At 37.5% G+C, this 14,116-nt stretch carries 12 protein-coding genes; 6 read left to right on the top strand and 6 right to left on the bottom strand.

Annotated elements, in window-relative coordinates; all coding sequences use genetic code 11:
- The first annotated feature begins 78 nt into the window (after nt 1-78).
- Nucleotides 79-1,170, top strand: a complete 1,092-nt coding sequence (dinB, locus tag GILLI_RS09775) for a DNA polymerase IV (RefSeq protein ID WP_040506564.1) — start codon at nt 79-81, stop codon at nt 1,168-1,170.
- Nucleotides 1,171-1,253: 83 nt separating this feature from the next.
- Here dinB and pyk read toward each other — a convergent pair whose 3' ends face one another.
- The 5 genes from pyk to GILLI_RS09800 all read right to left on the bottom strand — a co-directional run bounded on the left by pyk (nt 1,254) and on the right by GILLI_RS09800 (nt 5,519).
- Nucleotides 1,254-2,684, bottom strand: a complete 1,431-nt coding sequence (pyk, locus tag GILLI_RS09780) for a pyruvate kinase (protein WP_006988950.1) — start codon at nt 2,682-2,684, stop codon at nt 1,254-1,256.
- Nucleotides 2,684-3,169: an IPExxxVDY family protein gene (locus tag GILLI_RS09785; RefSeq protein ID WP_006988951.1), complete on the bottom strand. Its 486-nt coding sequence runs from the start codon at nt 3,167-3,169 to the stop codon at nt 2,684-2,686. Before GILLI_RS09785 ends, pyk begins: the two co-directional genes overlap by 1 nt.
- A gap of 110 nt (nt 3,170-3,279) precedes the next feature.
- Entirely contained in the window at nt 3,280-4,014 is a 735-nt protein-coding gene (rnc, locus tag GILLI_RS09790; protein WP_006988952.1) for a ribonuclease III, read from the bottom strand.
- Nucleotides 4,015-4,022: 8 nt separating this feature from the next.
- Complete coding sequence (gene fabF / locus GILLI_RS09795) at nt 4,023-5,276, bottom strand: beta-ketoacyl-ACP synthase II (RefSeq protein ID WP_006988953.1); 1,254 nt, start codon at nt 5,274-5,276, stop codon at nt 4,023-4,025.
- 6 nt (nt 5,277-5,282) lie between these two features.
- Nucleotides 5,283-5,519: an acyl carrier protein gene (locus tag GILLI_RS09800; protein WP_006988954.1), complete on the bottom strand. Its 237-nt coding sequence runs from the start codon at nt 5,517-5,519 to the stop codon at nt 5,283-5,285.
- Nucleotides 5,520-5,666: 147 nt separating this feature from the next.
- Between GILLI_RS09800 and purN the strand changes: the two genes are divergently transcribed.
- The 4 genes from purN to GILLI_RS09820 all read left to right on the top strand — a co-directional run bounded on the left by purN (nt 5,667) and on the right by GILLI_RS09820 (nt 9,723).
- Nucleotides 5,667-6,269 (top strand): phosphoribosylglycinamide formyltransferase, encoded by a 603-nt coding sequence (gene purN / locus GILLI_RS09805; RefSeq protein ID WP_006988955.1) that lies wholly within the window; start codon nt 5,667-5,669, stop codon nt 6,267-6,269.
- Nucleotides 6,262-6,729, top strand: coding sequence for a ribonuclease HI (gene rnhA, locus GILLI_RS09810; protein WP_006988956.1), 468 nt, complete (start codon nt 6,262-6,264; stop codon nt 6,727-6,729). The genes purN and rnhA overlap by 8 nt, the downstream gene beginning before the upstream one ends.
- Before the next feature lie 93 nt (nt 6,730-6,822).
- Nucleotides 6,823-7,761, top strand: a complete 939-nt coding sequence (locus GILLI_RS09815) for a PfkB family carbohydrate kinase (RefSeq protein WP_006988957.1) — start codon at nt 6,823-6,825, stop codon at nt 7,759-7,761.
- A gap of 63 nt (nt 7,762-7,824) precedes the next feature.
- Complete coding sequence (locus GILLI_RS09820; protein ID WP_006988958.1) at nt 7,825-9,723, top strand: amidophosphoribosyltransferase; 1,899 nt, start codon at nt 7,825-7,827, stop codon at nt 9,721-9,723.
- A gap of 468 nt (nt 9,724-10,191) precedes the next feature.
- Here GILLI_RS09820 and GILLI_RS09825 read toward each other — a convergent pair whose 3' ends face one another.
- Nucleotides 10,192-10,800, bottom strand: coding sequence for a superoxide dismutase (locus tag GILLI_RS09825; protein WP_006988959.1), 609 nt, complete (start codon nt 10,798-10,800; stop codon nt 10,192-10,194).
- 173 nt (nt 10,801-10,973) lie between these two features.
- On the opposite strand from GILLI_RS09825, the gene GILLI_RS09830 reads away from it, so the two are divergent.
- Nucleotides 10,974-14,108 (top strand): UvrD-helicase domain-containing protein, encoded by a 3,135-nt coding sequence (locus tag GILLI_RS09830; protein ID WP_006988960.1) that lies wholly within the window; start codon nt 10,974-10,976, stop codon nt 14,106-14,108.
- Nucleotides 14,109-14,116: the final 8 nt, after the last annotated feature.

Raw genomic sequence — 14,116 nt, forward strand, 5'->3', positions numbered from 1 at the left:
TTTAAAAAAAGTTAATTCAACGAATCTTTTTGTCTTCTTCTACGACTTGACAAAACGAAGTTTCATTAAATTTACAAGGTGGAAAAACATACGCCCTTAAGGAAAATTATCCATGTTGATATGGATGCTTTTTATGCCTCTGTAGAGCAGCTGGACAATCCCGAATTGCGGGGAAAAGCACTTGCGGTGGGAGGTAGTGAACAACGAGGCGTTGTTGCTGCAGCAAGTTATGAGGCGCGAAAATATGGTGTGAAAAGTGCCATGAGCAGTGTGATCGCTAAACGAAATTGCCCGGATTTAATATTTATAAAACCTAGATTTGAGCGTTACCGGGAAATTTCAAACCAGATAAGGGCTATTTTTCTTGAATATACAGATCTGGTAGAACCACTTTCCCTTGATGAAGCTTATCTTGATGTTACTGAAAATAAAAAGGGAAATCCCAGTGCAACGCTTATTGCAAGGGAAATTCGAGAAAAAATAAAGAATAAAACAGGTTTAAATGCTTCTGCGGGAATATCGGTGAATAAATTTATTGCCAAAATTGCCAGTGATATCAATAAACCTAATGGCCAAAAAACCATTAATCCAGAGGATGTTTTAGAATTTCTTGAAAAGTTGCAAGTTAGGAAGTTTCACGGCGTAGGAAAGGTGACTGCAGAAAAGATGTACCAGCTAGGAATTTTTAACGGATTTGATTTGAAACAAAAATCCCTGGAGTTTCTCATAGAAAACTTCGGAAAAAGTGGACTCCATTACTATAATGTAGTTCGGGGTATACATCTAAGCGAAGTAAAACCAAATCGTATTAGAAAATCCCTTGGCGCAGAGAGAACATTTGACACCAACATTTCTTCAGAAATTTTTATGCTGGAGCGACTGCAAAATATTGCTGAAGAAATTGAACGCAGGCTTCAAAAAAGCAAAGTCGCCGGAAAAACGGTTACCTTAAAAATTAAATACAGTGATTTTACGCAACATACCCGCAGTAAAACCCTTCCTTATTTTATTTCTTCTAAAGATCTCGTTCTGGAGTGTGCAAAAGAGTTGCTTTTTCAGGAAAAGATGAAAGAATCTGTCCGGCTTCTGGGAATTAGCCTTTCAAATCTCAATACCGAAAAAAAAGAAAAGAAAGAAGAAATTGCGGTGCAGCTGAAGTTTGAGTTTTGAATGTTGAAAACCATAAAAAAAAGCCACGAATTCACTACTAAAAAATAGCAGCTATCGTGGCTTTAATTGTATAATTATTTCAGTTATTCTATTTCAGAAACCCTCAATGTATTCACCATTCCTTTATCTACTATTGGCATAGCAGCAAGATTTATAACGAAATCTCCGTGATCTGCAAAGCCTTTATTTTTAGCTATATTGTTGATGTCCTCGATTGTTTCATCTGTACTAACAAATTTATCGTAGAAGAAGGCTTTAACTCCCCATAGCAAACTTAATTGTGATAGTATTCTTCTGTTAGAAGTGAACACCAATATATTGGATTCCGGTCTCCAGGCAGAGATTTGAAAGGCTGTGTAACCACTATTTGTCAAAGTACAAATAGCTTTAGCCTTGATCTCATTTGCCATTATGGCTGCGTGGTAACAAATAGATTTTGTAATATATCGTTTGGTTCGTATGTGTGGTGGGTCATGCGGGACCTTAATTAGCGGTGAATTTTCTACAGCATTAATGATTTGTGACATTTTTTGAATTACCTGCACCGGATAATTCCCTACAGAAGTTTCCCCACTTAACATCACTGCATCTGCTCCATCCATTACAGAATTTGCCACATCGTTTACCTCTGCCCTGGTAGGAGTAAGGCTAGTGATCATGGTTTCCATCATTTGAGTTGCTATAATAACAGGAATTCTGGCTTTTTTGGCGATTAAAACTAATTGCTTCTGTATTAACGGCACTTCCTGTGCAGGTATTTCCACACCCAAATCTCCGCGGGCTACCATTAATCCGTCACAATAAGCCACGATTTTTTCTATATTCTTTACCCCTTCCGGCTTTTCAATTTTTGCAATAATTGGAATTTTATGTTCGCTATGCTCTTTTATAAGATTTTGAAGTTCTATCAAATCATTTTCCTGGCGTACAAAAGAAAGCGCCATCCAATCTACCTCAAGACTGCATGCGAAAATGGCATCTTTAATATCCTTTTCGGTCAATGCCGGAAGAGAAATATTTGTATTAGGAAGGTTTACCCCCTTTTTAGATTTTAGCGGACCTCCCTGTATAACTTTGGTAACAACTTCATCCACCAGGTTGGTACTCACAATTTCGAACATCAATTTCCCATCGTCAAGAAGAATTCGTTCTCCTTTTTGTACATCCTGTGGGAAAGTTGCGTAATTCATATACACCCTGGAAGCATCACCCTTAAAAGGTTTTCCGGTAACAAAAGTTATTTGATCTCCCGGATTCACGATCACCTCTTCCTTCATGGTACCAACTCTCAATTTGGGACCCTGCAAATCGGCAAGAATAGCGGCACTATATCCAAATTCTTCATTCAATTCGCGAATCATCTGAACGCGTTCCTTTACATCTTCATAGTCTGCATGAGAAAAATTCACCCGAAATACATTTACTCCGGCATCAAGCATATCTTTTAAAACAGCTTTTGTACTCGTTGCAGGTCCTAAAGTGGCTACAATTTTTGTTCTTTTATTTGCTGGCATTATTCTAAAATTAAATTATTTTTTGATTTAAGTTGATTTGCATCAACTGCATAAATAGTGATCACGTTTGGTATAAAAGCGATCCTATTAATAAGTTTTTGAAGTTGTTCCGGCTCTATATCTTCTTCAACCTTTAAGAAAAAATCCACTTCTTTAAATTCCGGGATTAAATAGGTGAGTTGAGGAGTGCCTTCATCTTCATTAAAAAGTGATCCTGAACTAAGAACCTTTTTCAGCGGCCCTTTATATTTATTTTTTATAAGATAATAATTCCTGTATTTCACAGGTTCTTTGAAAATGTAAAGCGGATAATTGGCCAGTACAGAACCATGGTTAAAATCCAGATCGAGACGGGATCGCCGCATATTGATCTCTAAGTGCTTATTTAACAAATAAGCCATTTTGAATTCTTCTAAAGAACTATGAATTGCAAGAAGTTGATAATCCTCTTCATCATCATCCAGTATCAACTTGTGGGATAGCATATCTTTACACTTAAATGATAAAGATATAATAAGAATGCCAATTTAGCAGATTTTTAGCCTGTTTTTTGGGTTATTTTCACGAAAACGTTATAGTAAATTAGCATGTAGTTCTAATTCTCTATCTTATTTTGAAGGGCATAATAAGCCCGTTTTGAAGCTTTTTCTTCTGCCTTTTTTTTAGAAGTAGCCCTTGCTTTTGCAACCACCGTTTCATCGATTCTAAGCTTTACAGCAAAATGCTTGATCTCGTCGTTACCGGTATCTTCATAAACCTCATAATTAAAGGTCTTTTTGGTTTTCTGGCACCATTCTATCAATAAACTTTTATAACTTATTACCTTTCCTTCCAGCTGTTCAATGTCTACATATGGATTGATCACGCGATCGTAAATAAAGCGCTTGCAGTACTTGTATCCTCTGTCCCAATAAATAGCCCCTATAAGTGCTTCAAATAAATTCCCGTGAATATTGGCTCCAAATTGTTCCTTTGGAATGTTGGTTTGTACAAGACCTATAAGGTTCAGGTCTTTTCCAAGCTCATTTAAGTGCTTCCTGCTCACAACCTTAGAACGCATTTTTGTAAGATACCCCTCATTACCGCCAGGCACCGTTTTAAAAAGATACCCTGCGATTACAGCACCCAACATGGCATCGCCCAGAAATTCCAGCCTTTCAAAGTTGATGGCATTTCCTTCCTTATCCCTTTGGTTAAGGGATCTATGCGTAAAGGCTTTTTGATAAATAACAATATCCTTGGGTTTAAAACCCAGGATTTTTTGTACTGATATAAAAAAATTCCCGCCTTTAGAAGAACGGGAATTTAATATGTTACGAATAACGCTCATGTGATTGATTATTCATCAAATTTTTTAAAAAGAACACAGGCATTGTGACCTCCAAACCCAAATGTATTGCTCATAACCACGTTAACATCACGTTTTTGCGCTTTGTTCAATGTTAAATTTAAAGCAGGGTCAATATTACTATCTGGATTTTCATGATTGATTGTAGGCGGCACAATTCCGTGTGTGATGGAAAGGATAGAAGAAATTGCTTCTATAGCTCCAGCGGCACCCAACAAATGTCCGGTCATGGATTTGGTAGAATTGATATTAATATTTTTAGCATGCGCTCCAAACACCTGGGATATGGCCTTAAGTTCTGCCACGTCTCCTAATGGGGTTGAAGTTCCATGTGTATTAATAGCGTCTACATCCTCCGGAACCATTTTTGCATTTTGCAAACAGTTTTTCATCACAGCAATTACACCAATTCCATCAGGATGTGGGGCAGTCATGTGATAAGCATCTGATGACAATCCACCTCCAACAAATTCAGCATAAATTTTTGCTCCCCGGGCCTTTGCATGCTCATACTCTTCCAGAATCAAAGCTCCTGCCCCTTCCCCTAAAACGAAACCATCTCTGGTTGCATCAAAAGGTCTTGAAGCCGTTTCGGGACTTTCATTTCTGGTAGATAAAGCGTGCATGGCATTGAATCCGCCCATTCCTGCTTTGGTCACTGCCGCTTCAGATCCGCCGGAAACAATGATATCACCGTATCCCAAGCGAATATAATTTAAGGCATCGAACATTGCATTTGCGGCCGAGGCACATGCTGAAACTGTAGTATAATTAGGTCCCATAAAACCGTGACGTATGGAGATATTACCCGGGGCAATATCTGCGATCATCTTAGGAATAAAAAACGGATTAAAACGAGGCGTTCCATCGCCGGTGGCAAAATTAATAACCTCGTCCTGAAAAGTTTCCAATCCCCCAATTCCTGCACCCCATATAACCCCAACCCGATGTTTGTCTATACCATTCAGTTCAATTCCAGAATCTTTAATAGCTTCATCAGAGGCTACTATGGCATATTGTGCAAACCTGTCGAGTTTTCTGGCTTCTTTGCGATCAAAAAAATCAAGGGCGTCAAAATTTTTAAGTTCACAAGCGAATTTAGTTTTGAATTTTTCGGCATCAAAATACGTAATGGGTGCAGAACCGCTTTTTCCGGCGATTAAGGCATTCCAATATGCTTCAACATTGTTACCTATAGGCGTTAAGGCCCCTAAACCTGTAACTACAACTCGCTTTAACTCCATAAAGAACTATCCTTTTGCGTTTTCGATATAAGAAATTGCCTGGCCTACGGTAGCAATGTTTTCTGCCTGGTCGTCTGGAATCTGGATATCAAATTCTTTCTCAAACTCCATGATCAATTCCACAGTGTCTAACGAATCGGCGCCCAAGTCGTTGGTGAAGCTGGCTTCATTTACCACTTCATTCTCGTCAACTCCCAATTTGTCAACGATAATCGCTTTTACTCTTGATGCAATGTCTGACATAATATTCTATTTTAATTTTGATTAGACGGCAAAAATAAAAAACTTTATTTTAAAACCGGTTTTTAGTTTAAAAATGTGGTGGTAATTTACGGAAATTTCATTTAAAGCCTTTATTTTTACCATCTTTAATTATTAACAGACTCCTTTTTGAACACTCTAAAACCCATATCACCCAAAAAAATAGTCATCTTTGCTTCCGGATCCGGAACCAATGCAGAAAATATTATCCATTATTTTGAAAACTCGGAACTGGCAAGAGTGGTTGCCGTATTTTCAAATAAACCCTCGGCTAAAGTTTTGGTTCGCGCCCATAATTTAAAAATCAAGTCGCTTTGTTTTGACAGGGAATCCTTTTACAAAACCAATGAAGTATTGAATATTTTGAAGGATATTAATCCTGATCTTATTGTACTTGCCGGATTTTTATGGCTCTTTCCATCTAAAACCCTGCAGGCCTTTCCCGCTAAAGTTATAAATCTTCATCCTGCTTTGCTTCCCAACTTTGGTGGTGCCGGAATGTATGGAGACCGTGTACATTCTGCGGTGATCGATCAAAAACACCAGAAAACAGGAATTACCATACATTATGTAAATGAAAAATACGATGAAGGCCAAACCATATTTCAAACTTCCATTCCGGTTGCTCCAAATGATACTCCTACAAGTTTAGCCGAAAAGATCCACGAGTTGGAATACCGGCATTTCCCTGAAATAATTAAAAATCTTCTAGAAAATAAAGCTGTTGACTAAGCCAGACGTTCACATTTATACCGATGGCGCCGCCAGGGGAAATCCCGGACCCGGTGGCTATGGAATAGTCATGGAATGGGTAGGCAAACCTTATAAAAAAGAGTTTGCACAGGGTTTTAAGCACACCACCAATAACCGGATGGAATTACTTGCAGTAACAGAAGCCTTAAAAAAACTGAAAAATCCCGGTACTTCGGTGTTGGTTTTTACAGATTCGAAATACGTAGCAGATTCAGTAAAAAAAGGCTGGGTTTTTAATTGGGAAAAAAAAGGGTTTAAAGACCGAAAGAATTCAGATTTATGGAAGGATTTTTTAATCGAATTCAGAAAACATAAGGTTGATTTTAAATGGATTAAAGGTCACAACAATCATTCTCAAAATGAACGCTGCGATGCGCTCGCAGTAGAAGCAATTAAAAAATCCCGTCTACTTATTGACAACGGATTTAGAGAGGACTAAAACGAGCTTTTTTGATTTAGTTAAATTTTTAAAATCACCCAAAGGTCTTGAAAAACAAACCGTACCTTTGCGCCACAAATTTGAAACCATATTATGAGTAAATTATTGATAGTAGGCACAGTAGCCTTCGATGCAATTGAAACCCCATTTGGCAAAACCGATAAAATTCTTGGAGGTGCTGCAACTTATATTGGCCTCTCTTCTGCCCAATTTGAAATAGACAACGCTATAGTATCCATTGTTGGAGACGATTTCCCAAACACTCATCTTGAATTATTAACCAACAAAGGGGTTAATATAGATGGGATCGAAATAGTAAAAGGAGGGAAAACTTTTTTCTGGAGCGGAAAATACCATAATGATCTTAATAGCCGTGATACCCTGGAAACTCAATTAAATGTACTGGCAGATTTCAACCCCGTTGTTCCGGCTGTATATCAAGATGCGGAAATGATCATGCTTGGGAATTTACATCCCTTGGTTCAGCTTAGTGTACTGGAACAGGTGAAAAACCCAAAGCTGGTGGTGCTGGACACGATGAATTTTTGGATGGATAACGCCTGGGACGATCTTTTAAAAGTTATCAAAAAAGTGGATGTGATCACTATCAATGATGAAGAAGCAAGACAACTTACCGGAGAACATTCCCTGGTAAAAGCGGCCCGGAAAATTGAGGAAATGGGACCTGATTATGTGGTTATAAAAAAAGGGGAACACGGTGCCCTTCTTTTCCATGAAGAACAAATTTTCTTTGCTCCTGCACTGCCGCTGGAAGAAGTTTTTGATCCTACCGGAGCTGGCGATACTTTTGCCGGAGGATTTATTGGCCACCTGGTAAAAACAGGAGATATTTCGTTTGAAAATATGAAAAATGCAGTTATTTATGGGTCTACCCTTGCCTCTTTCTGCGTAGAAAAATTCGGGACAGAACGAATGGAAACCCTCACCAAGCAAGAGATTCAGCTGCGCCTAAGAGAATTTGAAAACTTAACCCAATTTGATATAGAATTAACACCAAAAAAAGTCCGGTAATTATTGGACTTTTTTTGTGACTAAGTATACCATTAACCCACTTGAATCCGAAAGGAATTTACTATGAGCGATGCTATTAAACATGAGTGTGGAATTGCACTTATCCGACTATTAAAACCCTTAGAATTCTACAAAGAAAAATATGGCACTGCATTTTATGGCGTGAATAAAATGTACCTAATGATGGAAAAGCAGCATAACCGTGGTCAGGATGGAGCAGGTTTTGCCAGTATCAAATTAAATACCATTCCCGGAGATCGCTACATAAGCAGGGTACGTTCCAATGCAGCACAGCCTATACAAGATATATTCAAACAAATAAATGAGCGTATCAATGCCGAGATTGCAGAACATCCCGAGTATGCCAACGATGTTAGCCTTCAAAAAAAACATTTACCATACATAGGCGAATTGTATTTAGGGCACGTGCGCTATGGAACCTTTGGTAAAAACAGTATTGAGAGTGTGCACCCTTTTTTACGCCAAAATAACTGGATGCATCGAAACCTTATCGTTGCCGGGAATTTCAATATGACCAACGTTTCACAACTTTTCAATAATCTTGTAGAATTAGGTCAACATCCCAAAGAACGTGCAGATACGGTTACGGTGATGGAAAAAATTGGTCATTTTTTAGATTCTGAAGTTCGGAAATTATACAAAAAGCTCAAGCATGAAGGATATTCCAAAGTGCAGGCTTCTCCTTTGATTGCGGAACGATTAAATGTCGCAAAGATTTTGAGAAAATCGGCTAAAAACTGGGACGGAGGTTATGCAATGGCTGGCTTATTAGGCCATGGAGATTCCTTTGTACTACGTGATCCTTCAGGGATTAGGCCGGCTTATTATTACCAGGATGATGAAGTTGTAGTAGTCGCTTCAGAAAGACCTGTTATACAAACCGTTTTTAACGTAAAGTTTGAAGATGTTAAGGAACTTGATCCGGGACATGCCATTATCACTAAAAAGAGCGGGGAAGTTAATATTACCGAAATACTGGAACCTCTGGAACGAAAAGCCTGTTCCTTTGAGCGGATCTATTTCTCCCGCGGAAGTGATGCAGAAATATATAATGAGCGAAAAATGCTGGGCAGATTACTTATGCCTGAAGTATTAAAAAGCATTAAACACGATACAATAAATACGGTGTTTTCATTTATCCCCAATACGGCTGAAACTTCTTTCTACGGAATGGTGGAAGCAGCACAGGATGAATTGAATAAACAAAAAAACCAGGCAATCCTGGAGGAAAAAGAAACCCTCACCGATGAGCGCTTGCAGGAAATTCTTGCGCACAGATTGAGAACAGAAAAAATTGCCGTTAAAGATGTTAAGCTGCGCACCTTTATAACTGAGGATAGCAGCCGGGATGATCTTGTAACCCATGTATATGATGTTACCTACGGGGTGGTAAAACCTACAGACAATCTTGTGATAATTGATGACAGTATTGTTAGGGGCACTACCCTTAAAAAGAGTATTATAAAAATGATGGACAGATTAAACCCCAAAAAATTAATCGTGGTTTCCTCTGCCCCTCAAATTCGTTATCCCGATTGTTACGGAATTGATATGGCCCGACTGGAAGACTTTGTTGCTTTTAAAGCTGCCCTTGCCTTGCTGGAAGACACAAATCAATACCATATCGTGGATTCTGTTTATGAAAAATGTAAAAAACAAGTGGAATTGGCAGATGAAGAAGTTCAAAACTTTGTTACAGAGGTTTACGCACCGTTTACAGATCAGGAAATTTCAGATAAAATTGCAGAATTATTAAGTGAGCCTGAGGTTGAAACCGAAGTTCACGTTATCTACCAAACCGTGGAAAACCTTCATAAAGCATGTCCCAAGAATTTAGGCGACTGGTATTTTACAGGAGATTATCCTACTTTTGGAGGAAACAGGGTTGTTAACAGGGCTTTTATAAATTTTTATGAAGGGAATAAGGACAGAGCATACTAGTTTTTTCTTACAACTTATTAGAAATAATTATAGAAAAGTGCCTTTCAACTAATATTTGGGTAGTTCACCTAAAAGTGTTTGCTTGAAAGATGGTTTCATCTATATTAGCAGAACCATAGCATAAGTAGGTTAAGTTCATGGTAGATTTGGGGCAAAAAAAGGTGGACTCTCGTCTGCCTTTTTTTATGTCCAATAATTTCTAAGAAATTCCTTTCATTTATTCTTAAAATCTCCCTAAAAAAAGGCCATTAAGTAGCGTATAACCTATATATATGCCGTTTAGCTAAAAATTTTTTTTTCTTGTATGTTATTTAATATCTTGCACTCACCATTGCATAAGTAGGTTAAGTATATGGTAGATTTGGGGCAAAAAAGGTGGACTCTCCGTCCGCCTTTTTTCATTTTTAAACCAAAAAAAAGCCCGCTACGGATCGGATGTAGCAGGCCTATCTTAACAACTATTTTTATCTATTTTCCTTTCGCAAATCGGGATGCAACTTCTTTCCAGTCTATAACGTTAAAGAATGCTTCGATATAATCCGGACGTTTATTTTGATAATGTAAATAATAAGCGTGCTCCCAAACATCAATTCCTAAAATAGGGGTTCCGCCACATCCAACTCCAGGCATTAATGGGTTATCTTGATTTGGAGTAGAACAAATTTCAACTTTTCCTCCCTCATGAACGCACAACCAGGCCCAACCTGAACCAAATTGCCCGGCAGCAGCCTTGGAGAATTCTTCCTTAAAGGCATCGATAGATCCAAAAGCTGTATCTATAGCCTTTGCCAAATCCCCTTCAGGTTTTCCACCACCATTTGGAGACATGATCTCCCAATATAAAGTATGATTGTAATACCCTCCTCCATTATTTCTAACAGCAGCATTACTTTTGTCGAGATTCTTAAGAATATTCTCTATAGTTTTACCTTCGTGATCTGTCCCTTCAATTGCAGCGTTCAATTTGGAAGTGTACCCCGCGTGATGCTTCCCGTGGTGAATTTCCATTGTTTTTGCATCTATATGAGGTTCTAATGCATCGAAAGCATATTTTAATTTTGGTAATTCAAAAGCCATAATTATATTTATTTTTGTTATTATTTAATCATTTTTCCCAAATTTAAGTATTAAGCCTATTATTAAAAATATTTTTGTGTTATAAATTACTTAAAGATTGCATTTATACAAGACTTGGTTTAAAATTTATAACTATACTCCTGTAGCTTTCTAAACCTTCAAAAATTCAAATATTGAATACCCAGAATACATTTACCGTTTATAACGCCTCTGCAGGTTCCGGAAAAACTTATACCCTGGTAAAGCAATATCTTTTGTTGCTTTTTAATGCCGCGAAAAATGATTCCTATAAAAATATTCTTGCCATCACTTTTACAAACAAGGCGGTAGCCGAAATGAAATCCAGAGTGATACTTAATTTGAACGCTTTGGCACAGGAGGAATGCCCTGCAAATTCTAAAAATTTACTAACCGATTTGGTAAAGGAAACAGGAATGCCTGCCACGGAAATTAAGTTGAAATCAAGAAAAATCCTAAAAAGTATCCTCCATAATTATGCTGCATTTGACATTTCCACGATAGACCGGTTTACTCATAAAATTATCCGGACTTTCGCAAAAGATCTTGGGATCCCTGTTAATTTTGAAGTGGAATTGAATATAAAACAGGTACTAAAAGAAGCGGTAGACAGGGTTATAAGCCGCGCCGGAGAGGATAAAAAACTTACCAAGGCCCTGCTTAGTTACACAATTTCCAAGGCCGATGATGATAAAAGCTGGGATATTTCAAAAGACCTTTTCGAATTTTCGGCATTGCTTACACAGGAAAATCATCAAAAATATGTCACGCTTCTAAAAGGTAAGACCTTACAGGATTTTGAAGATTTTTCGAAAAAACTCAAGCAAGAAACAATAGCAACCGAGGAAATTATAAACGATACGGCAGAAAGTTTTTTTGAACTGGTTGATCTGGAAGGCCTGGAAAAAGCAAATTTTAATGGAGGATACCTCTCTAAATATTTCGAAAAAATCCGTTTAAAGGATTATTCAAGGCCATTTGGTGCTAAATGGCAGGAGGAAATCGATGACAAACCGCTGTATTCTAAAGCAGTTCCGTCAGATAAAAAAGCAGTTCTAGATCTGCATAAGGCGCAAATTATATTGCTTTTTAAAACTTCCAGAGCAGGGATTTTCAGAAGGGAATATTTAAAAGAAATTATCAAAAATTTAAATCCACTCTCCTTACTGAGCGAAATTTCAGCAGAAATTGAAAACATCAAAAAAGAACGCTCCCTGGTATTGATCTCAGACTTTAATCCAACAATCGCGGCAGAGATCAATCAGCAGCCCGCTCCTTTTATATATGAACGACTGGGGGAACGCTACCGGAATTATTTTATAGATGAATTTCAGGATACCTCAGAGATGCAATGGCAAAATATTGTTCCTTTAATAGACCACGCGCTCTCCAGTGAACATTTAAACAATGAAAATGCAAATCTCACGATCGTAGGAGATGCTAAGCAATCCATCTATAGGTTCCGCGGCGGCAAGGCTGAACAATTTATAGATCTGTACAATGATCAAAACCCTTTTACCACAGAAAAAAATATTATCAACCTGCCAAATAATTACAGAAGTGCAGAAAAAATAGTGGAGTTCAACAATTCATTTTTTGAATTTATATCAGGGAAATTTGAAAACCCGGTGTACAGTGAATTATTTAAGTCCAGTTCGCAAAAGGCGATCAAGGAATTTCCGGGCTATGTGAATATCTCTTTTATGGAAACCGAAAATAAAGAGGAAGAATTGGAGCTTCAGCCAGAAAGAGTTTTTGAAATAGTTAAAGATCTTGAAAGCCAGGGGATGTCAAAAAGTGATATTTGTGTTTTGACACGAACCCGAAACCAGAGTTTTGCAATAGCAAAATACTTGAGTGAGCAAGGCATTTCAATTGTTTCTTCAGAATCCTTATTGGTTTCAAACTCTCCCGAAGTTAATTTCATCAATGCCATTTTTGAGTTTTCATTAACCAATGAGGATAAAAATTTGAAATGGAAAATTTTAAACTATCTCAATCATACACTGAATATTGAAAATCCGCATAGGAATCTTGAGCAAAATCTAGCATATGATGGTAGCCTGTTTTTTGATTGGTTAAAAGAATATAACATCAACTTTGACCTCGGGAAACTGAAGATTTTGACGCTTTATGAGGCGGCAGAATATATTATCCGGAGTTTTTCACTTATTAAAAAATCTGATGCATACCTTCAGTTTTACCTGGATTTTATCTTTGAGAAAACCTCAAAAAACTTCACCGGAATCCCGGCATATCTGGAACTTTGGGAACAGGAAGCAGGAAAATTGAGCATTGTTGCTCCAAAAACCGAACATGCTGTTCAAATCATGACTATCCATAAATCTAAAGGCCTGGAATTTCCAGTGGTGATCTATCCATTCGCGAAAACAAAACTGAGGGATGTAAGCCGCGATTACCTTTGGGTACCACTTCCGGAAAACCTTGATGATATTCCCGTGGGATATTTAAAAGCTTCAGAAAAGATGAAGAATTGGGGTGAATTTGAGGCCGCTGCTTTCCGGGAGCGGGTAGATCAAACCGAGTTTGACAATATAAACATACTGTATGTTGCATTTACAAGGGCTTCTCAACAGTTATATGTTATTTCAAATTATGAACTGAATAGTAAAGGGGATGAAGATGAAAAAAAGGTATCAGGATTATTGATAGGTTTCCTGAAATCACTTCAACTCTGGAATGAAAACAAGATTTATGAGTTTGGAAATAAAGAACTCACCAATTATAAGAAAGAAATAGCTGCTGAAACTATTCGCCAGGAAAATTATTACTCTTCCCCAACAAGATCTAATGCCGTGAAATTAATAACCAGCTCCGGTGTTATATGGGGATCGGCCAGAGAAGAAGCTATTAAAAGAGGAAATTTGATCCATGATATTCTTTCTGAAATAGATACTTCAGAAGATATTCAAAAGACATTAGAAAAATTTTCAGAAAAAGAAAACCTGGATTTGAAAGAGAAAGAGGAAATAAAAGAAATTTTATGGCAGGTAATCTCACATCCTGAGTTAAGCCCTTATTTTTTGAAGGAATCAAAAATTTACAGGGAACGGGACATCATAAGTCCGGATGGCGCACTATTAAGGCCGGATAGATTGATCTTTGATGGAAAAACGGTTACCATCATGGATTATAAAACCGGAAATGTAAGCGATAGTCATATAGCACAGATGAACCAGTATGCCGATTTACTTTCTTTGATGAACTTTGAAGTGACAAATAAAATATTGATTTATATAAATGAAGAGTTGAACATCGCTTTTGTGTAAAAGATGAT

It is taken from the genome of Gillisia limnaea DSM 15749 (assembly GCF_000243235.1).
Lineage (GTDB): Bacteria > Bacteroidota > Bacteroidia > Flavobacteriales > Flavobacteriaceae > Gillisia > Gillisia limnaea.

What these genes read in the sequence shown, in the direction of transcription:
- pyk (WP_006988950.1), bottom strand. Translation starts at nt 2,684, where the DNA reads ATGCCAGCAAATAAAAGAACAAAAATTGTAGCCACTTTAGGACCTGCA.
- GILLI_RS09785 (WP_006988951.1), bottom strand. Translation starts at nt 3,169, where the DNA reads ATGCTATCCCACAAGTTGATACTGGATGATGATGAAGAGGATTATCAA.
- rnc (WP_006988952.1), bottom strand. Translation starts at nt 4,014, where the DNA reads ATGAGCGTTATTCGTAACATATTAAATTCCCGTTCTTCTAAAGGCGGG.
- fabF (WP_006988953.1), bottom strand. Translation starts at nt 5,276, where the DNA reads ATGGAGTTAAAGCGAGTTGTAGTTACAGGTTTAGGGGCCTTAACGCCT.
- GILLI_RS09800 (WP_006988954.1), bottom strand. Translation starts at nt 5,519, where the DNA reads ATGTCAGACATTGCATCAAGAGTAAAAGCGATTATCGTTGACAAATTG.
- GILLI_RS09815 (WP_006988957.1), top strand. Translation starts at nt 6,823, where the DNA reads ATGAGTAAATTATTGATAGTAGGCACAGTAGCCTTCGATGCAATTGAA.
- GILLI_RS09820 (WP_006988958.1), top strand. Translation starts at nt 7,825, where the DNA reads ATGAGCGATGCTATTAAACATGAGTGTGGAATTGCACTTATCCGACTA.
- GILLI_RS09825 (WP_006988959.1), bottom strand. Translation starts at nt 10,800, where the DNA reads ATGGCTTTTGAATTACCAAAATTAAAATATGCTTTCGATGCATTAGAA.